The sequence below is a fragment of the Polynucleobacter sp. UB-Siik-W21 genome (assembly GCF_018687415.1).
Classification (GTDB): Bacteria; Pseudomonadota; Gammaproteobacteria; order Burkholderiales; family Burkholderiaceae; genus Polynucleobacter.
On record NZ_CP061289.1, the window covers coordinates 1381876 to 1401574 of the forward strand.

Sequence of the window (19699 nt, forward strand, 5' to 3'; positions counted from 1 at the left end):
AGCAGAATGTTTCGCTTATTGCTAATATAAGCTCTGTAACGCCACAATTAACCAACTCGCTAAATGCGGAGCTAAATAAGCCTAAATAAGGAATTTTCATGAGTGCCGGCATTAAATATGTAACTGACGCCTCTTTCGAACAAGACGTCCTCAAGTCCGATAAACCTGTACTGCTCGACTTCTGGGCTGAATGGTGTGGTCCTTGCAAAATGATTGGTCCCATCCTGGAGGAACTCTCCGGTGAGTATGGCGACAAGCTGCAAATCGCAAAAATGAACGTGGATGAGAACCAAGGTGTCCCTGCCCAGTTCAATATTCGTGGCATTCCGACCTTGATCTTATTCAAAAATGGCACTGTAGCTGCTCAAAAAGTAGGCGCTTTGGCCAAATCTCAGTTGACTGCATTTATTGATAGTCATCTGTAAATCATCTCAGACCACAGGTTCACCCGTTGAGCCTGTGGTATTTACCTATTTCTAGCTCTTGCCAGACCCGTTTTTTAGTGTAGTATTGCATTTAACAGTAGTTCAGCGCCTTCTTGAGAGCGCCCCTTTCCAGTAATTTACCTCCCCCTTCTTTTAGCAAACTCCAAAATTCTGTCTTCCCATATCTGCGTGATCTCCATCAACGCGGCGATACCCCAAAACAAATTTCCCTTATTCATTTTTATCAACACCCGAGAACCACATGCAATTAACTGAACTCAAAGTCCTCCACGTATCTGCCCTGCTCGAAATGGCAGCTAGCTTGGAGATTGAAAACACGCAACGGATGCGCAAACAAGAATTGATGTTTGCGATTCTGAAGAAACGCGCTAAAGCTGGTGAAACCGTTTTCGGTGATGGCACTTTGGAAGTCTTGCCGGATGGCTTTGGCTTCTTGCGCTCTCCAGAAGCCTCTTACATGGCTTCTCCAGACGATATTTATATCTCTCCAGCGCAGATTCGCCGCTTTAACTTACACACTGGTGACAGCGTAGAAGGTGAAGTACGCACCCCTAAAGATGGTGAGCGTTACTTTGCTTTGGTAAAGGTCGACAAGATCAACGGTTTGGCTCCTGAAGCCCTCAAGAACCGAATCATGTTCGAGAACTTAACCCCTTTGCACCCAAACCGGGTAATCAGTCTTGAGCGCGATATCAAGGCAGAAGAAAACTTGACTGGCCGCATTATCGACATGATCTCCCCAATTGGTTACGGCCAACGTGGTCTGATCGTAGCATCACCAAAGTCTGGTAAGACCGTGATGATGCAACACATTGCACACGCTATTGCCGCAAATAATCCTGAAGCGATTCTCATCGTCTTGCTCGTTGACGAGCGCCCTGAAGAGGTGACTGAGATGCAACGCTCGGTGCGCGGTGAAGTGGTTGCCTCCACTTTCGATGAGCCAGCGGTCCGTCACGTTCAAGTTGCCGAGATGGTGATTGAAAAAGCAAAACGTTTGGTCGAGATGGGTAAAGATGTGATCATCTTGCTTGACTCGATTACTCGCTTAGCACGCGCCTACAACACCGTAGTGCCTTCATCAGGCAAAGTACTTTCTGGTGGTGTGGATGCCAACGCATTACAACGTCCAAAACGCTTCTTCGGTGCAGCGCGTAATATTGAGGAAGGTGGCTCATTAACCATCATCGCTACTGCCCTGATTGAAACCGGTAGCCGCATGGATGACCTCATCTATGAAGAGTTCAAAGGTACCGGCAATATGGAAGTTCATCTTGAGCGTCGTCTGGCTGAGCGTCGTGTTTACCCATCGATTAACCTCAATAAGTCTGGCACCCGTCGTGAGGAGCTCTTGGTGAAAGCTGAGAACCTCCAGAAGATCTGGGTATTGCGTAAATTGCTGGCTGATATGGATGACATTGAGGCGATGAACTTCATCGTCGATAAGCTCAAATCGACTAAAAACAACGGCGAATTCTTTGACCTGATGCGTCGCGGAGGCTAATTTAGGGGTCTAGGGGGTGATTTAGCCCCTTTTGGACCCCAAAAGCGCGCTTTGTTATTGATTTCATGGCATAATTTCGCCTTTGTTGCACCAATCACTGTTTTTAACTTGGGAAAGTATTTAAGTTGCCATCATCAAACGGCGACATAAACGGCTCCCCGCTCATAGGACTCAAAATGAAACCTGGCATTCACCCCGAATATCGTGAAATCGTCTTTGTAGACGTTTCCAATAACTTCAGCTTCAAGACTCGTTCCACTATGTCTACTAAAGAGACAATCAAGTGGGAAGATGGTAAGGAATATCCTTTGGCCAAGATCGAGACTTCATCTGAATCACACCCTTTCTACACTGGTACCCAAAAAATCATGGATACCGCTGGTCGTGTTGAGAAATTCCGTCAGAAATTCGGTACCAAAGCGGTTGCTAAGGCTGCCGGTGATGGCGCTGCTAAAACGGCTGAGAAAAAAGCGGCTGCTGCAGAAGCTAAAGCTGCCGAAAAGTCAGCTAAGAAGAAGGCTTAATACACTTCATATTCGCAGGGTATGGCAATGCCCTTCTCTGCGAGATAATCAAGGCAGCGTTTGCTGCCTTTTTTATTGCTTGTTTTTGTTTAAATAAAGTTCATGGTCAAACTCACTGCCGCTGCTACTAAATCGATTCCGCGCATCATTATTTTTGCGTTGACTTTGATTTATGGTTTTGCAGGTCTCTTCTTCCGTGATCCTTGGAAGAATGAGGATGCGATTGGTTTTGGGGGCATGTGGACTTTGTTTCGCGGCAACTCGATCGATTGGCTCGTCCCTCACTTAGCAGGTCGTGATGTTTCATTAGGTACACCATTGCCTTACTGGATGGGCGCCACTCTCATTAAATTATTTGGCGGCTTCATTGGCGCTGCAAATGCAGCACGCTTATATTCCGCGATTTGCTTTTTTGCTGCTGCACTGGCAATTTGGTATGCCACGTATTTATTAGGTCGTCGCCGTGAAGTGCAACCGATGGCTTTTGCAGTGGGTGGCCAGCCTGACCTGAAAAGTTATGGCATGACGCTTGCCGATGGCGCATTGTTAATCTTCTTGGCTTGTGTCGGTCTTGCTCAGCGTGCTCATGAAACAACGCCGATGATGGCGCAACTAATGGGTATTAGTATCGTGCTCTATGGCACTGTACGTGGATTAGACAAACCATGGCAAGGGGGTTTATGGACCGGCCTTGGTATTGCGATCGTAGCGCTATCTAGCAATCTCACTTTAAGTCTGATCGTTGTCACCTCGACCATCATTGCGGTGATCGCTAGTAATGCTAAGTTACGCTTTCGTTGGACTTTGACCAGTACTGTTTTAGGTCTCATTGGTTTTGCGATTTGGCCGGCGCTTTGGTATCTGGCTGACTTACCAGCTGGCTGGCGCCATATTGCTCAAGAAGGCTGGCGCAATATGCCGGAGATACGCTCTACTCCATCGCTTGAGTCCTTGAGTTTTTTGAGTGTGAACTTCTGGGCTTATGCCTGGCCGGTATGGCCATTAGCATTGATCTCTTTAGGACACTGGGGTCGCGTTAAAGAAGCAGGGTCTTGGCGCGCTCCCCACCTTTGTATTCCGCTGAGCTTATTTATTGGTACCTTGATTTACGTCCTATTCCGCCTCGAGGCAAATGAACATGATCTGATGATCATGATTCCTAGCCTGTCGATCATCGCTGCTTTTAGCTTACCGATTCTTAAACGCAGCATCATCAGCTTTATTGATTGGTTTGCGATGTTCAGCTTTACCCTAATTGCCTTAGCCATTTGGATTATCTGGCTCGCAAAAGTTACTGGCTATCCAGAATCTACCGCTGCCAATATTGCACGCTTACTTCCCGGTTTTGAAGGTCAATTGAATTGGCTTGCATTTATCGTCGCACTTGCGATTACTGGCGTCTGGCTCTCGGTGGTTCGCTGGAGAACATCGCGCGCCCCTAAGGAAATCTGGCGCTGCTTGATTATCTCGGCATCAGGTACTACCTTGATGTGGGTATTACTCATGACTCTATGGCTACCTACTATTAACTTTGCTAAAACCTATCGTCCGGTATCTGCTCGTCTGGCGCAAGTAGTTCCTACAGGCGGCGGATGCATTAACACCAGCAATATTGGTTCGGCCCAGTTAGCCTCATTTGACTACTTTACTAAACTGACTTTACGTGATGATCCAGATTGCCCTTGGATGCTGACGCATAACCAATCTGAAGCAAAAGCCTACGCGCAACTTAATAACAAGAAACTTCGCCTTCTCTGGGAAGATCGTCGCGCCGCTGACCGCGATGAGCGTTTGCGTCTATACGAAGTAATTCCGGAATAAGGCGTGCTGCACTTTAAGTTATCACGCCTACGTGAGGACGTTCCCGCTCTACTAAAACTCGCCGGTCCTCTGCTCATTGGTCAACTCGCAGTCATTACCTTTGGGGTTTTAGATACCGCAATGACGGCACGTTACTCTGCCGATGATCTAGCAGCATTAGCCATGGCTTCAGCCATCTTCATTAGTATCTATGTTGGTCTCACTGGCGTCGTGTCTGCTCTCGCTCCAATCGCTGGGCAACTTTTTGGCGCAAAACGCTATAGCGAGATTGGCGAAGAAGTTCGTCAAGCAACTTGGCTTGCTTTAGGTTTATCTATTCTCGGTTGTTTTATCTTACTCAATGCAGATCATTTATTGGCGATCTCGCAAATCAGTTCTGATATTGAAGATAAGGCAAGGCTATATCTCAGTATCTTGGCGCTTGGCTTACCAGCAAGTATGGGTATGCGCATCCTCATGGGATTACATAACGCCGTCTCCCGCCCTACAGTCATTACCGTGGTGCAATTAATTGGATTAGGTCTGAAGATTCCCTTAAATCTTCTGTTTATTTATGGCGGCTTAGGCATTGAAGGGATGGGTGGCCCAGGCTGTGCGGTTGCTACCGTCATCATCAACTGGTCTTGGCTGTTAATGACTCTAGGCTTTGTACTGTTTGATCGCTTTTATCTACCCTTCAAGATATTCGAGCGCTTTAGCCTACCTGATTGGCCTCGCATTTGGACTTTGTTAAAGCTAGGTACGCCGATTGGCTTTAGCTATCTGATTGAAGTAACCTCCTTTACCTTCATGTCCTTGTTTATTGCGCGTTTAGGCACTACTGCTCTAGCGGGGCATCAAATTGTGGCCAATATGGGAACCGTAATTTATATGGTGCCACTCTCACTCTCGATTGCCACGATGACTTTAGTATCTCAATCGATTGGTGCTAACAAGCCAGAGCGCGCTGAAGAAATTGGTTGGTCCTCGGTTTTCTTTACAACCACTTTGTGCATCATGATTGGTATAGCTGTCTGGGTGTTCCGCATTCAGCTATTAGATTTATATGATCCACCAGAGGAAGTGAAAGCATTTTCCATACCCCTCTTTTTGTTTATTGCTTTTTATCAAATCTTTGATGCCTTGCAAGTGACTGCCGCATTTATTTTGCGAGCATATCGGATCGCCTTTTGGCCTATGCTCATTTATGCAGGCTCACTCTGGGGTGTAGGTCTTGGTGGCGGTTACTTGATGGGCTTTAATGTATTAGGTAATACGCCCACATTCTTGCAAGGTGCTAATGGCTTTTGGGCTGGCAACAGCATTAGCCTAGGGTTAGCTGGCTGCTTACTACTCTACTTATTTAGAAGAACGGCGGAGCGCTATGAGAAAACGCATCCGCCAGTCGAGCTGTAAAACTACTGCGGAACTTAGCGGTAGCTCGGTCCTGAGGCAGGTGCCGCATAACTAGGAACCTGATTACCTTTAGAGTACATACATTGTTGGTAGGCAATGTTGTATTGAGTTTGCGCTTGGTTTTGTTTGCCAGCTGAGTTCATAGCACCCATCGCAGCGCCACCCAATAAACCAACACCTGCGCCAGTACCAATGTTCGGACTACTACCACCCTGAATCACTGCACCAGCAGCGGCGCCTAAGGCGGCACCAATAGCGGCACTGGTAGCACCTTCTTTTAAGGCAGCATTACTGGTATCTTTGACAGCATTGTCAGCAAACTCACGGCACTGCTTATCTTCCTGTTGAAACACCTCAAACGGTTTACCTTCGCGCGGCATGATCGCAATCGTAGGTCCAGTTGGCGCAGATACGCATCCAGCTAGTGAAGTGAATACAGAAACAGTAAATACTGCGATACGAGCAAATCGTTTCATAACAAACCTTTAAATATTCTGAAATAAGCTGGATAAATACAGCATCAATACTGTGGACGTCTTGGTTGAGTGTTGCTCGTAGGTGGCGTTGCTGCTTGTATCTGCCAACCTGCTGGACACTCTTGTGCGTATGGGAAATACTTACCGCTAGCTTCACAGTAATACCAAACTGCCGGCTGAGGCTGAGCTGCCAATACCATTGGTTGCTGAGGCGGCATGTAGACTACAGGCGGAGCATAAACTACGGGAGGTGAGTAGTAGTTAGCATATGGGCCGTAATACCCGCCACCATAAGCCCAATTACCACGCCAACCTGGGCCGTAACCATGGCCCCAACCAGGACCGTAGGCGGCAGGACGCCAACCACCACCGTAACCGCCATGGCCACCGCCAACTGAGACATTCCAACCCACATTGCCTGCTTGAGCAGCTACAGGAGCAAATGCCAGTAGAGCAGCTATGGCGATTCCTAAGATACTGAATTGATTGATCTGTTTCATGATTGACCCCCCATTTGGTCCTACGTGGTCTTCTATTTCTTGATACTGATATTCTAGTTTTTACTGGCTTTACTATCAATGTCTTACTATTAATAACGCCTCAAATTCACTCAAGCTGACAAGAAAGTAACTTATTTATTAGCACTGTTATTAGTGCCACCCTACTGATCTAATTTTGCTCCAGATTGCTTTACTACCCTACTCCATTTAGCAGACTCCTGGGTAATCAATTTAGAAAGCTCATTGGGGCTTCCCGGGGCGGGATCTAAGCCCCCCGCCAAAAGACGAGTTCTAACTTCAGGATTATTCAGCGTTTTTCTAGTTAACTGATTGAGACGCTTTTGAACGGCAGGCGGTAAGTTCGCTGGCGCCATTAAAGAAAACCAAGAAACTGCCTCAAATCCAGGCAAGCCCTGTTCCGCCAATGTGGGAATGTCAGTGGCAGCTTGAGAACGCTTGAGGGTAGTGACACCTAAAGCCTGCACTTCACCAGCTTTAATTAAAGGCAGTGAAGATGACAAGTTATCAAAGAGCATGGAGATACGACCACTGACTAAATCTGGTAAGGACTGTGCGCGCCCCTTATACGGAATATGCCGAATTTGTACGCCAGCCATCTCTTTAAATAATTCACCGGACATATGCAATGAAGTACCTACACCCGAAGAACCAAAGGTCAGTTGATTAGGTTTAGCTTTTGCAAGTTCAATGAGCTCTTGCAAGTTATTCACGCCCAGTTGTTTATTAACGATGAGTACATTAGGAGTGCTAGCCAAGAAGCTAATGGGCGTAAAGTCTTTAACGGGGTCAAAGGACATCTTGTCATAAAGCGCACCATTGATCGCATGGATGCCTACCGTGCCAATCAGGAGCGTGTAACCATCAGGTTCACTCTTGGCTACGAGATCAGCGCCGATGTTGCCACCGTAGCCGGGACGGTTTTCAACTAAGACCGGTACACCCAAACTTTGTTGCCAACTTTCAGCTAACACGCGCGCCAAAATATCAGGCGCCCCACCAGGAGTAAAGGTCACCACAATTCGAATAGATTGTTTTGGCCAGTGGGTACTTTTTTGAAGATCTGCTTGAGCTTGTGCTTGCACTAAGAGCGTCACTGCACTGAAGCATATGAATAGAAGCAGGGTCTTAGCTGCCTTAGAGAATCGCATCATCTTAAAGCCCAACCTAGTGGGCATCATCACTTAAAAGCCAAATCGGGAGCGCAACCACAGCCAACCCTCATACTTGACTGGATCATCAGCACAAGCGCCAATGCCGCATTCGAGTAGAGTTGAAACGAGATTAGCTAAAACAATCAAAATAAACAGAATGACTAGTGTATTGGCAAACCAAGAACGTGAACGTACTTCACGATTTGGCAGCATTAACAAAATGGCAAAGCCCGCTAATAAGCCAAGATAACCAACGAAAGCCCAAGTATAAAAATGGAGCTCTAAGAAGGTTGCGCCAAAGCCTTTGTCGCCCGGCAGAATGTGGAGCAATACTTGACGCAGAGAAACCATCATCCCCACTAAGCCACCCATCATGCCCCAGCCATAATGCGCTGAGTGCGCACCACAGCGAATATTGAGCACCAAAGCAAATCCAATAATCACAAAGCCCATCCTTTGCATTAAGCAAAGCGGGCAAGGCAACTCACTAAAATACAGTTGATCAACAAAGGCATAAGACAAGGTGCCAATCACTGCCAACAAAGCCAGTTGGTTACCTAAGGCCGCTAAAGAAGGAAAGGATTGTCTGCTCACAATGCTTACAGACTGATATTGAGATGATTCGTTGCATGAAAGCGAAACCAAACCATCAAAATGAGTACGGTGATCGCCAACATTAATAAACCTGCAAAGCGCTTCTCAAACCAGACTAAGAAGAGTCCGATCAACGCTGTCAGAAAAGGTAGGAACATATACATAGGAGAATTCTAGCGTAGGAGACTCTAGAACTCGGTTAATCAGCAATTCAGAGTCTAGAAAATGGTCTTTAGGAATAGCCATTTTCTAAATGCGCAAAACCCAAAACAGTGATGTAACTAGTTCTTAATTCTTGCTAGATTGATTTAAGAACTGCACGACTGTTGTAACAAAAAGATCGGGAACCTCTACGTGCGGGACGTGACCAACATTCTCAATCGGCACTAACTTTGCATTCGGAATCACTGCCTGAGTTTTTTTACCCAACTCCGGAAAGTTACCTAAAGTTTTTACTGCCTCAGGGGGTGCAAACCGCCTACCAAATACGGTACGATCTTTTTGACCAATCACTAGCAATACCGGCATCTTGAGCTGCGGCAAATCACCGACAACAGGTTTTGCAGCAATCATCTGATACGTGAGCACCGATGTCATTGCATAGGCAGGATAGTCTGAGCCTTTTTGGACGCGAACATAGACTTCAATAAACTTTTCATAAGCAGGCTGCCAAGTCGGAAAATACGTTTGCAAGAAGCGACGATAACTCGTCTCCGTTTGGGCCATCTCTAACTTGAGTAAATTGTCGTTTTGCTGAGGCGGGATATCTTTGCTGTAATCCTCTAGACCTAGAGGATTCTCCAGGACTAACTTTTGTACTGTCTGTGGATAGAGGCGCGCAAAGCGCACACCAACCATGCCGCCCATCGAATTTGCAATCACCGAGACTTGCTTGATACCCAGTGATTTGAGCAAAGCTTTGGTATTGGCAGCTAAATCATCAAAGTGATATGCGACATTTGGCTTAGAAGATTTACCAAAACCAATCTGATCTGGGGCAATCACGCGATACCCTGCTTGCGTTAAGCCTGCAATCGTAGGCGCCCAATAATCGCTCGAGAAGTTCTTGCCATGAAAGAGCAACACTGCACCCTTTTGTTTACCTACCGCCGGCACATCCATATAGACCATGCTGGCGGGAACACCTTGCAAACTCGTTTTAAATTCTTTGGTTGGATAAGGGTATGGCCACGCACTTAAACGTAAATCCAAAGGAGCTGCATTGGTATACAAGCTTGCGGGTGCAGTAGTGCTTGCTACGCTAGGCGCACTGGCTTCATTACTCGCGCAAGCTGCTAACAATAAAGACAGGGTAGAAACTACTACAAGGGTTCTGAAGATATTCATGTTTTTATATTCGGCAGTTTTGCGTTCAGTGAGGCATTTAATACATTCTTAAGCGATTTTGGTTTTAAGATTCTTTAATCCCGCAACACTGCCCTCGAGTACATCCCCTTTTTTCACAGGGCCTACGCCTGCGGGTGTGCCAGAGAAAATAAGGTCACCTGGCTCTAATGTAAACAGCGTTGAGAGGTATGCAATGGTGTCAGGTACATTCCAGATCAGTTGATTGAGATCACCCGACTGACGCTCTTCACCATTTACTAATAATGTGACTGCGCCCTTGCTAGGATGACCACATTGAGTGACTGGCGTAATTTCTCCACAAGGAGCAGATTGGTCAAAGGCTTTGCCAGTATCCCAAGGACGGCCCATTTTTTTTGCCTCACCTTGTAAGTCGCGTCTTGTCATATCCAAGCCAACGCCATATCCATAGACATGATCCAAGGCTTTATCGGCAGCAATATTAGAGCCCCCTTTACCAATAGCAACGACCATTTCAATTTCGTGATGGACGTCTTTCGATAAATTGGGGTAAGCCATATCTTTGCCATCCGTCACGATCGAGTTTGCTGGCTTCATAAAAAAGAATGGTGGCTCACGATCTGGATCATGACCCATCTCCCGCGCATGATCTGCATAGTTACGACCGACGCAATAAATACGATTGACTGCAAAGCGACGGGTGTCACCTGTCACTGGCAAAGAAATCTGCACTGGAGGATCGATAACAAAAGCTGAACTCATGACTTACCTTTCTAAAGGGGGGATTTTTATTGTTTCGGTTGTTTAGAAGTATGACGCAATTTCAATAACAAAATACTGAGGGCGAGAGTAAAAGTGAGGGCATTGGCTAATATCAAGGGCCACTTTTCAATAATCAGACCGTAGACCAGCCACAAACCCACTCCTGCAGTAAATAAGGAATACATTCCCAAGGAGATTCCAGAAAGATCTTTGGTGCGCCAAGACTGAATTGCTTGGGGTAAAAACGCAACCGTGGTTAAGAATGCAGCGCAATATCCAATGATCTCAATTTGATGGGGCTCTAGGGTCATGCATTCATTGTAATTAGAGAATGGCTTCAATCCTGAATCTAGTGCAGAAAACCAAATTCTGTAGATAATGGAAACTTGCAGTTCAACCCATTACTAATAATACAAAATGAGACAAAAACTGACCTATTGGATTAGCGCAGCCCTATGCGCTAGCTTCATCGCATCCCCAGTGCTCGCTCAAGGCGATGCTGCACTGAAAAACTATCCGGATAAGTCAATCCGACTAGTGATCCCTTTCCCTCCAGGTGGGGCGACTGATGTGATTGGCCGCATCATGGCACAAGAGCTGTCTAAGACATTGAATCAGCAAGTAGTGCCAGACAACCGCGCTGGAGATAGCGGCAATATTGGCGCTGACTTAGTCGCCAAATCGCCAGCCGATGGCTACACCTTATTGATGGGCGCCCTCACCTCCCATGCCATCAATACAAACTTAGACAAAGACAAGATTAAATACAACCTGGAAAAAGATTTCACTCCAGTGGCCATTGTGGGTGTAGTACCTCTCGTCTTTGTGGTGAACCCATCAGTACCTGTAAAAAATATGAAAGAGTTCATCGCTTATGCGAAAGCTAATCCAGGCAAGCTCACTTTTGCCTCTTCTGGCGCTGGCGCTCCACAGCGTCTCGCGATGGAAATGTTCCGTTACCAACTCGGACTAGATATGCTGCATATCCCATATAAAGGGAGCGGCCCTGCTATGACCGATCTGGTTGGCGGACAAGTACTCAGCATGTCTGAAACCGTTCCAGCTGCTTTGCAATTTATCCAAGCAGGTCAGTTAAGGGCATTGGCAGTGACTACTGCTAAACGCATTAGTCAGTTGCCTGATGTACCGACCGTCACCGAAGCAACCGGCTTGCCAAATTTTGACGTGGTGAGCATGTTTGGTATTGAAGCACCAGCAGGAACACCACCAGCCATCGTGAATAAATTGAGTGCAGATATCAAAACCATTTTGCAGCGCCCTGATGTTCAAGAACGCATGCTAGCTGCTGGCGTTTATGTAAATTATCTTTCTCCAGCAGACTCAAGTAAACGTATTCATCGTGAACTCAATATGTGGAGCAAGGTCATTAAGGATGCAAATATTAAAGCGGATTAATCCGCTAGTTGATCCGCAAGTGCATTGAAATCACTCGCGTGATAGTCTACCCATTCTTCTTTGTACAAATCATCGCGTTGATGAGTGGGTCCAAACTCTCGTGGTCGCTCGATAAAAGCAGTTTGCAGACCTAACTTATTTGCCGCTTTGAGATCATCTTTATGCGCAGCGACCAACATTACTTCTTCTGGATTGACATCAAAAGTGGCCGCTACACCCAAATAGGTTTCTGGGTCTGGTTTGTAATGGCGAAATACTTCGGCCGACAAAATGAGATCCCAAGGTAGGTTCGCGTTCTTAGCCATATCAGCCAATAGACCGAGGTTGCCATTGGATAGAGTCACAATCGTAAATTGCTTCTTCAAGCGCGTGAGACCCTCTACTGAATCTGCCCAGGGATGCAGGCGATGCCAAACCAAATTGAGATCCTTCTTTTGTGCTTCACTCAAAGAATCAATGTTGAATTTAATCAGTAACTGATCCAAGATCATGCGATGTAAGTCATCAATTTTGATCCAACCTAATTCGCCTGAGCGTACTCTTGCCATTGCTGGCTTATAACCATTTCGCCAGGCACTTGCAAAAGCATTCGGATCAACCGGCAGTTTTAGTCTGGCAGCTTCGTTAGCAACCGATCCATGCCAATCAACCACAGTACCAAATACATCAAATGCAAGAATCTTGGGTAGAGCCTGTTTAACCATTCAGATTATTCCGCCTCAATCTTGGCTTGCTGAGCAACCAACTCCCACTTCTTCTTCTCAGCGGCAATAAAGAGCTTGGTGTTGGCCGGTGTGTCACCTACAGCCCAGCCGCCCAAATCTTTCCAGCGCTGTTTAATTTCTGGGGAGTCTAGTGCTTTCTTTACAGCAACATAGAGTTTGTCGATCACAGGTTTTGGTGTTCCTGCAGGAACGAATAAACCAAACCACGCAGTGACTTCAAAGTTAGGATAACCCGCTTGAATCATCGTTGGTACATCAGGCAATTCTGCAACTCTATTCTTGCTGGTCACTGCGAGAGCACGTAATTTTCCAGCCTTGATGTATTGCATCGAGCTCGGCAAGTTATCGACCATCATGCTCGTCTGGCCAGCCAATAGATCAGCCAATGCTGGTCCAGCACCTTTATAGGGTACGTGAATAATGTCGATACCAGCTTGTGTTTTAAATAACTCGCCAGACATATGGATTGATTGACCACGGCCAGAAGATGCAAAGGAATATTTACCCGGATTGGCTTTTGCCAAAGCAACCAGCTCAGCAACCGTCTTTGCAGGCACCTCGGGATTGACTACTAGCACGTTTGGGTTAGCAATCACAACAGTGATGGGCTCCATGTCTTCCATCTTATAAGGAAGACTTTTATAAAGGCTGTAGTTAATTGCATTCGGGCCAATATTGCCCATGGCCATGGTGTAACCATCAGCAGGGGCTGCAAGCAAAGCTTGAATACCAATGATTCCTGCGCCACCGGCTTTGTTTTCAATGATCACACTTTGTCCAAGTTCTTTACCTAAAATCTCAGAGAGTGCACGCGATGAAATATCAGTTGTACCACCTGGCGCTGCCGTGACAATAATTTTGACAGGCTTACTGGGAAAGGGATCCGCCGCATGAACAGGATGAGTAAAAGAAATAAATGCTGCAAGTGCAGCAAAAAATCTTAAGCGGCTACCTAGCGAGAAAGGAATTCGTATCATTTTGACTCCGTTAAATTTTTTAATTATTTGAGTAATATAAACTGATCTTTAAGATATTCAACTATTGTTTGGAACTATGTATAACTCTGGCTTAATCGATTTTTGCTACCACTTAGAGAGCACGCACTTTAGCAGAGCGCTACAGGATAATTTCTGGGTAGTGCCTACAATGCAAAGTCTACATATTTTGGCCATTGCCTCAGTTTTAATAGCCACCCTTCTCATTAATCTTCGTATTCTTGGTCTATATGGCAAAAGTGAATCAGTTGTAGTGATAATTGTGCGCTACAACCCTCTAGTCTGGGCTGCGCTGCCTATCTTGTTCATTACTGGTTGCATCATGATCATTAGCGAACCAGCGCGCTCCTTAACTAATCCCATTTTTCAAATAAAAATGGTCATGCTCGTATTAGTCATCTTAATTACCCTTATTTATCAAAGAAAGTATTGCAGCAATACGCCTAGTGAACAGGTCAATACTAAAACTCGTCTCTTGGCAATTCTCTCTCTTGGATTATGGAGTGGCATTGTTGCTGCCGGTCGTTGGATTGCTTACAGCTAAAGAAAAATATGAACGATTTCCTCATTCTGATTTACAACAATCCTTTAGCTCAAACCATTCGAGAGAATGAATTCGCATTTCCATGGATTGAGGCTACTCATGTTCTTGCAATCACATTAGTTATTGGTTCGATTGCGCTAGTAGATCTGCGTCTGATTGGGGTACGCGCCTTAAATCACCCTATTAGTAAAATTAGTCAAGACCTATTGCCTATTACGTGGATCGCTTTTTTGGTTGCCATCATCACAGGCGCCGTTCTATTTGCCTCTAATGCTTTGAGTTACAGTCAAAATTTTTATTTCATCTCGAAGCTAATTTTGCTTAGCTTAGCAGGTATCAATATGCTGTGTTTTCAGTTCATCATCGGCAAGAATCTTGATCGTTGGAATAACTATCAACAGCTACCAATAGCAGCTCGTATTGCCGGCACCATCTCCCTCACACTGTGGATTAGTATTATTTTTTGCGGTCGCTGGATCGGCTTTACACTCGAACCAGTATTAGCAATTTCATAAGAAAAGAGGGGGACATGAAAATAAAAGTCATTTGCCTGATGATGGTAACCAGTTTGGGAATTTGCCTTGCGCACAGCACGCTGGCCCAATCGACCAAGCCCATTATCAATCTGCCACCTACCACAAAAGATTGGGCAAACCTCGCCAAACTACCAGACTGGAGTGGTGTCTGGAATCCAAAGATTTCAGATCAGGATAAGCAGGCTAAAACTAATATGCCACCTTGGACTCCTGCTGCCAATGAACTCATTCAGTATCAACTATCTGAAGAAAAGGCAGGTAGGCCCCCTCCACTTTTTGTCAATTGCCTACCCGAGGCTATGCCTGCTTGGATGTTGGTCACTCATAATGCAATGGAAATCTTATTCACACCAGGTAGAGTCACTTTGCTTGGAGAATCGGATGGCAACCGCTTGCGTCGCATCTATACTGATGGGCGCTCTCACCCTGAAGATCCAGATCCAACCTTTCATGGTCACTCGATTGGTAAGTGGGAGGGCGACACCTTAGTCATCGATACCATTGGCGTTGTCCCTCAGGCCTACATTGCCATTAGCGAAGCTGCAGGCGTTCCTAATAATGGTGATATGCGTATCATCGAGAGTATTCATTTGGTAGCTAAAGATGAGTTGCACGACGATATTGAAATCATTGCGCCCAATGTATTAACGAAGCCCTGGAAAACAACTCGTATTTACTTCCGTCAACGCGCTCGTAAGTTCGACATTGTCGAAGGTGTTTGCCTTGAGGGCTCTTTTGCTCCAGGTAAAGATCAGCGTGGTAATGATATTTTTGTGCCCGTCCAATATGATGTTGGTGGTAATCGCATACCACCGCAATAATTTAGGCAATTTCTAGGAGATAAGACTTGAAGCACAAAATATTTACAAGACTCGCAGCATTTGCGATTGTCATTTCTGCGTCACCACTAGCATTGGCGCACCATGCCACCACGATGTTTGATCGCGACAAAGTGATGACCATTACCGGCGTTGTCAAAGAAGTGCAGTGGACCAATCCCCACGTAGGCATTTTTGTCACCGGCACCCTCAAGGATAACGACACCCCTGCACTTTGGGTTTTGGAAGTTTCTAGTCCTGGGAACCTCACTCGCGCGGGCAATTGGACCAGAAGCTCCGTAAAAGCAGGTGATAAAGTATCGGTAGATTTCTGGCCATTACGTAACGGCAGCAAAGGTGGCTACCTTAAGAAAGTAACCCTCACTGACACCGGCAAATTCTATACCGCCGATATTCGCGCTCAAGAGAGTCCTAACTTGGAAGAGCGCGAGCAGAAGTAAGCTAGTTGCGTATTAGGGAAGTGGAATTGAAAAAATAGCCTTCAGCGTCAACGAGTCAGTGCTATTGGAGAAACCCTTCCCTACGCCCGCCTGAAATGAGATTGGCTTACCGTCGTAGTACATCATCAAGAATCCCAGTTGTTGGGTTTTTTGATAATTAATAGGCTGCCCCAACTGATTGAGGTTAGAGTAATACTCAGCCCCTAAGGCTAAATCAGGAATGACTTCTCTGGATAAGCGGGTAGCGGTTGAAAAGTATGGCGATTGATGGACATACGGCTGTGAAAGTGGCATATCAATGATGGGGTTAAATGAAAATAACCATTCATCAACATGTTTGCCAAGAATAAAACGGGCTTCTGCGTTGTATCTTGATTCATCAAACTGTGGCTGCACATTAGCAATCTCTAAATTAACCCCAGCAAAAAAATCATCGCCCTTCTCTTCACGATAAGGCAACCACTTCATGCGCACTTTAGTCGCAGCATACTGAAACTTATTATCGTAATTGACATACGAGATATAGAGTCCAGCCTCTAAGTCATGGCCCAGACCGTAGGCCAACTCTGGCGTAATACGCAGACCGTTATTATTCATTACCTCACCTGGATAACTCGGTGTCTGTATTCCACGAGGCGTGCTGTTGACGTGAAGCTCTAAGCTTGATTCACCTTTGGCATTAATCTCATCGTCATACACCTGAATCTCATCTTGCAAAATAGCCATAGCAGCTATTGGAATGATTGCCAGAATAATTAGGGCAACTACTTGCGTGAGGAAGTGCTTCAGATGCCATCGGATGCGTGGCATGAGCACAATTGACTGCATCTTCATGATGCATCAGTTTAACAACTATTGCGGTTTCTTGACTCTTTCGGTCCAAAGCTGCCAAGGTCGACCAATGGTCTTCTCGATCGTTTCTTGGGCGATCGAGGCTTCACCTGGGGTGAGATATTGAACCTGCCCCATCTTCATTGCTTCCCCTTGAATGCTGGCATTCTGAATCGCATAGACTGCTCTAAAGACAGCCTTTTTAATGGAGTCTGCTCCAGCAGCATAACCGTGGCCACGCATCAGAACAAAATATTGCAAACCCATTGATTGGGATAAGGCATTCCCCAACTCCACATTACTGACAAACATATCGGTATCTGGATTAGGTTTTGCAAAATTACGAATTTCAAATATCGGTGCGCCCTCGCCCAAAAAAGAACTCATGTGATACACCGGTTTTAAGGGGGTTCCAGTCAAACCATAAGGCAAGATCGGTGGTGCATGTCCATGAATCACTGAATTGATATCGGGACGATTTTTTAGAATGCCACTATGAATAAATCGTTCGCCATATGCAACCCGAGTGTCGCCATTGAGCGCCTTACCATTCATATCGAACTCTATGATGTCCTCGACCTTAACAGTCGACGGCGCAACACTTCTCGCTAGAAAGAAAGTATTGGGATTGGCAGGATTACGAACGCTAATATGACCATAGCCATCAACTGCATTTTGGTCATACAAAATATGATTAGCAATCACCAATTCTTCAATGGCTACCTTAACCTTAGGATCTTGCTCCATCTGCTCTTGCACGGAGGCAGCATGAGCCTGCGCAATACCGAGCAACATCAATGAAATCAGAATTCTTTTCATCATTCCACCTTACCAATCTTTCTGACGATCTCGCCCATCTGCGCAGATTCTTTATCCCAGTAGACTTTAAATTCGGGAGCATCCAGATATTGGATGGGGCTTCCTGCGCCATTAATCACAGAGCGTACCCTCTCATCCGTTGAGGCTTGCTTAGCAGCTTCACGTAGCTTATTGGTGATGTAGTCAGGAGTAGCACTAGGCACAAATAATCCAGCCCACTGCGAGAACTCAATCTTCACACCCATTTCTTTAAAGCTGGGTACCTCTGGCATGCTAGCCAATCTGCCATCACCCCAATGAGCTAAAGCACGTACCTTGCCTGCTTTAATTTGCTGAACAATCGAGGATGGCCCAGTAGCAATCGCATCTACCTGTCCGCCCAATAAGCCCACAATCGCTGGCCCAGCACCCGTATAAGGAATATGTACCATGTAGAACTTTTCAGAAGACTTGAGCATCTCCATTGGCACGTGCATAGTTCCATAGTTTCCTGAAGAACCAAAGTTGTATTTACCAGGATTGGCGCGCATTGCGGCTACAAAAGCTTTGTAATCTTTCCAAGGGCTATCTGCGCGCACCACTAATACGGTTGGATCAGCAGTAAAACGGGCAATCGGTTTGAGTTGATTCAACTGAAAAGATTGCTCGCGCCCGACTACTTTGTCAGCCTCGGGAATAATCGAAATGGAAGATAAAGCCATCAAGATGGTGTAACCATCTGGTTTTGATTTAGCCACTGACGCCATACCAATACCACCACCTGCACCCGCCTTATTTTCCACAATCACCGGTTGACCCAAGATGCGGGACAGCGCTTCAGCCACTGGTCTACCTACGGCATCGGCTACACCACCCGGAGGAAATGGCACGACCATGGTGATCGACTTGGTGGGCCAGGGCTCTGGGGTCTGGGCAAACGCAGAAATTACCCAGCAAGATAATGCGATACAGCTCAACAAACGGCTAACTTGGTATTTTTGTCTCATTTTGTCTCTAAACCGTAATTTCGTTATTATTTAAGCTCTTTATCCTACTACAAGAATCATCACAATCAACTAGGGTTAGTCTAGACATAACCCCCACTGGAGATAGTAATCATGAGATACGCAGCATTTTCTTTAAGCAAAGAGCCTTCCAAGACTCGGGTGGGAATCGTAGCAGCTGACGGCAAGACTATACAAGAGCTCGATTTAGGGGTTGATGTAAGTGAAGACGGTATTGTGGCCATCCTCAAATCAGATCTGGCTGGCAAATTACCCAAGCCCATTGCGACGCATGCTATGAGTGATATTCGTTTACTCGCCCCCGTTCCAAGACCTCGTAGAAATATTTTCTGTGTTGGCAAAAATTATCATGAGCATGCTAAAGAATTTTCTAATAGCGGATTTGATGGCAGCGCTAAACCAGGCGAGGATATTCCAAGCCATGCCATTTTTTTTACCAAGCCGCCAGAGTCTGTCACAGGCCCAAATACTAATGTCATCATTCCAACCGCTATCTCTACCTGTATCGACTACGAAGCAGAGTTAACGATTGTGATTGGTAAAGGCGGCAAAGGGATTAGCGAAGCGGATGCCATGAAACACGTCTGGGGTTACACCGCTATTAATGATGTGACGGCCCGCGATTGGCAACAACGTCATAAGCAATGGTTCCTTGGCAAGAGTTTTGATACCTTCTGTCCGATGGGCCCCTGGGTCGTGACCGCAGATGAAGTCAATGCCGAAGATATTTCTGTGAAATGCTGGGTCAATGGTGAGTTACGCCAAAACTCCAATACCAAAGATCTGATCTTTGGTATTCCTAACATGATTGCCACTGTCTCAGCCGGTATTACGCTTTACCCTGGCGATCTGATTGCCACCGGGACACCCGTGGGTGTTGGTATTGGATTTAAGCCGCCGAAGTATTTAGTCAATGGTGATGTCGTAGTGGTTGAGATGGGTGGCATTGGCAAACTTGAAAATACCTTTGTTGCCGTCTAAGCAAGTCAACTGATATTGACTTAAAAAGAAAGCCACCCTAGGGTGGCTT

Annotated in this window: 24 protein-coding genes; 11 read left to right on the forward strand and 13 right to left on the reverse strand. The window is 45.9% G+C overall.

The features are described 5' to 3' along the window. Positions 1–98: 98 nt before the first annotated feature. The 5 genes from trxA (at position 99) to C2756_RS07165 (ending at position 5690) form a co-directional block, all read left to right on the forward strand. Positions 99–425 (forward strand): thioredoxin TrxA, encoded by a 327-nt coding sequence (trxA, locus tag C2756_RS07145; protein ID WP_068948270.1) that lies wholly within the window; start codon positions 99–101, stop codon positions 423–425. A 262-nt stretch (positions 426–687) separates the two neighbouring features. Beyond that, positions 688–1950 (forward strand): transcription termination factor Rho, encoded by a 1263-nt coding sequence (gene rho, locus C2756_RS07150; protein ID WP_011903147.1) that lies wholly within the window; start codon positions 688–690, stop codon positions 1948–1950. Between the two features lie 176 nt (positions 1951–2126). Then, a complete protein-coding gene (locus tag C2756_RS07155) occupies positions 2127–2474 on the forward strand; it encodes a type B 50S ribosomal protein L31 (protein WP_215295051.1) in 348 nt (115 codons plus the stop codon). A 102-nt stretch (positions 2475–2576) separates the two neighbouring features. Beyond that, positions 2577–4295: a glycosyltransferase family 39 protein gene (locus C2756_RS07160; RefSeq protein ID WP_215318277.1), complete on the forward strand. Its 1719-nt coding sequence runs from the start codon at positions 2577–2579 to the stop codon at positions 4293–4295. Between the two features lie 3 nt (positions 4296–4298). Next, a complete protein-coding gene (locus C2756_RS07165; RefSeq protein WP_215318278.1) occupies positions 4299–5690 on the forward strand; it encodes an MATE family efflux transporter in 1392 nt (463 codons plus the stop codon). A gap of 14 nt (positions 5691–5704) precedes the next feature. On the opposite strand, the gene C2756_RS07170 is transcribed toward C2756_RS07165, so the two are convergent. From C2756_RS07170 to C2756_RS07205, 8 genes are all read right to left on the reverse strand, one after another. Then, positions 5705–6166 carry a glycine zipper family protein gene (locus tag C2756_RS07170; RefSeq protein ID WP_215318279.1) on the reverse strand — a complete coding sequence of 154 codons (462 nt, stop codon included), beginning with the start codon at positions 6164–6166 and terminating at the stop codon, positions 5705–5707. Positions 6167–6210: 44 nt separating this feature from the next. Next, positions 6211–6666: a hypothetical protein gene (locus C2756_RS07175; protein ID WP_251372013.1), complete on the reverse strand. Its 456-nt coding sequence runs from the start codon at positions 6664–6666 to the stop codon at positions 6211–6213. A 161-nt stretch (positions 6667–6827) separates the two neighbouring features. Beyond that, positions 6828–7838, reverse strand: coding sequence for a tripartite tricarboxylate transporter substrate binding protein (locus C2756_RS07180; RefSeq protein WP_215318280.1), 1011 nt, complete (start codon positions 7836–7838; stop codon positions 6828–6830). A 30-nt stretch (positions 7839–7868) separates the two neighbouring features. Continuing rightward, positions 7869–8432, reverse strand: coding sequence for a disulfide bond formation protein B (locus C2756_RS07185; RefSeq protein WP_215318281.1), 564 nt, complete (start codon positions 8430–8432; stop codon positions 7869–7871). 5 nt (positions 8433–8437) lie between these two features. Continuing rightward, complete coding sequence (locus tag C2756_RS07190) at positions 8438–8596, reverse strand: DUF5993 family protein (RefSeq protein ID WP_215295061.1); 159 nt, start codon at positions 8594–8596, stop codon at positions 8438–8440. A 124-nt stretch (positions 8597–8720) separates the two neighbouring features. Beyond that, a complete protein-coding gene (locus C2756_RS07195; protein ID WP_215318282.1) occupies positions 8721–9779 on the reverse strand; it encodes an alpha/beta fold hydrolase in 1059 nt (352 codons plus the stop codon). A 48-nt stretch (positions 9780–9827) separates the two neighbouring features. Then, entirely contained in the window at positions 9828–10520 is a 693-nt protein-coding gene (locus C2756_RS07200) for a fumarylacetoacetate hydrolase family protein (RefSeq protein WP_215318283.1), read from the reverse strand. Positions 10521–10546: 26 nt separating this feature from the next. After that, positions 10547–10831 carry a SemiSWEET transporter gene (locus tag C2756_RS07205; RefSeq protein ID WP_215318284.1) on the reverse strand — a complete coding sequence of 95 codons (285 nt, stop codon included), beginning with the start codon at positions 10829–10831 and terminating at the stop codon, positions 10547–10549. Between the two features lie 106 nt (positions 10832–10937). On the opposite strand from C2756_RS07205, the gene C2756_RS07210 reads away from it, so the two are divergent. Next, positions 10938–11936 carry a tripartite tricarboxylate transporter substrate binding protein gene (locus C2756_RS07210; RefSeq protein ID WP_215318285.1) on the forward strand — a complete coding sequence of 333 codons (999 nt, stop codon included), beginning with the start codon at positions 10938–10940 and terminating at the stop codon, positions 11934–11936. Here the strand turns inward: C2756_RS07210 and C2756_RS07215 are convergent. Continuing rightward, positions 11933–12640: a haloacid dehalogenase type II gene (locus tag C2756_RS07215; protein WP_215318286.1), complete on the reverse strand. Its 708-nt coding sequence runs from the start codon at positions 12638–12640 to the stop codon at positions 11933–11935. The two genes, C2756_RS07210 and C2756_RS07215, sit on opposite strands and share 4 nt — an antisense overlap. A gap of 5 nt (positions 12641–12645) precedes the next feature. Beyond that, on the reverse strand, positions 12646–13638 hold the full coding sequence (locus tag C2756_RS07220) for a tripartite tricarboxylate transporter substrate binding protein (protein ID WP_215318287.1): 993 nt from the start codon (positions 13636–13638) through the stop codon (positions 12646–12648). Between the two features lie 169 nt (positions 13639–13807). Here C2756_RS07220 and C2756_RS07225 point away from each other — a divergent pair, with 169 nt between their 5' ends. Genes C2756_RS07225 through C2756_RS07240 form a run of 4 tightly spaced genes read left to right on the forward strand, consistent with a single transcriptional unit; the run spans position 13808 to position 16015 of the window. Continuing rightward, the gene (locus tag C2756_RS07225; protein WP_215318288.1) at positions 13808–14200 is read left to right on the forward strand and encodes a DUF6644 family protein; all 393 of its coding nucleotides are present in this window, start codon (positions 13808–13810) and stop codon (positions 14198–14200) included. Between the two features lie 8 nt (positions 14201–14208). Next, positions 14209–14715: a DUF6644 family protein gene (locus C2756_RS07230; RefSeq protein WP_215318289.1), complete on the forward strand. Its 507-nt coding sequence runs from the start codon at positions 14209–14211 to the stop codon at positions 14713–14715. 14 nt (positions 14716–14729) lie between these two features. Next, positions 14730–15557, forward strand: coding sequence for a hypothetical protein (locus tag C2756_RS07235; RefSeq protein WP_215318290.1), 828 nt, complete (start codon positions 14730–14732; stop codon positions 15555–15557). Between the two features lie 26 nt (positions 15558–15583). Then, complete coding sequence (locus C2756_RS07240; protein WP_215318291.1) at positions 15584–16015, forward strand: DUF6152 family protein; 432 nt, start codon at positions 15584–15586, stop codon at positions 16013–16015. A gap of 12 nt (positions 16016–16027) precedes the next feature. On the opposite strand, the gene C2756_RS07245 is transcribed toward C2756_RS07240, so the two are convergent. The 3 genes from C2756_RS07245 to C2756_RS07255 are packed head-to-tail and all read right to left on the reverse strand — an operon-like array spanning position 16028 to position 18651. Beyond that, positions 16028–16849 carry a hypothetical protein gene (locus C2756_RS07245; protein WP_215318292.1) on the reverse strand — a complete coding sequence of 274 codons (822 nt, stop codon included), beginning with the start codon at positions 16847–16849 and terminating at the stop codon, positions 16028–16030. 18 nt (positions 16850–16867) lie between these two features. Next, on the reverse strand, positions 16868–17665 hold the full coding sequence (locus C2756_RS07250) for a class II aldolase/adducin family protein (RefSeq protein ID WP_215318293.1): 798 nt from the start codon (positions 17663–17665) through the stop codon (positions 16868–16870). Next, positions 17665–18651 carry a tripartite tricarboxylate transporter substrate binding protein gene (locus C2756_RS07255; RefSeq protein ID WP_215318294.1) on the reverse strand — a complete coding sequence of 329 codons (987 nt, stop codon included), beginning with the start codon at positions 18649–18651 and terminating at the stop codon, positions 17665–17667. The genes C2756_RS07250 and C2756_RS07255 overlap by 1 nt, the downstream gene beginning before the upstream one ends. 111 nt (positions 18652–18762) lie before the next feature. On the opposite strand from C2756_RS07255, the gene C2756_RS07260 reads away from it, so the two are divergent. Then, on the forward strand, positions 18763–19650 hold the full coding sequence (locus C2756_RS07260) for a fumarylacetoacetate hydrolase family protein (protein ID WP_215318295.1): 888 nt from the start codon (positions 18763–18765) through the stop codon (positions 19648–19650). The last annotated feature ends 49 nt before the right edge of the window (positions 19651–19699 follow it).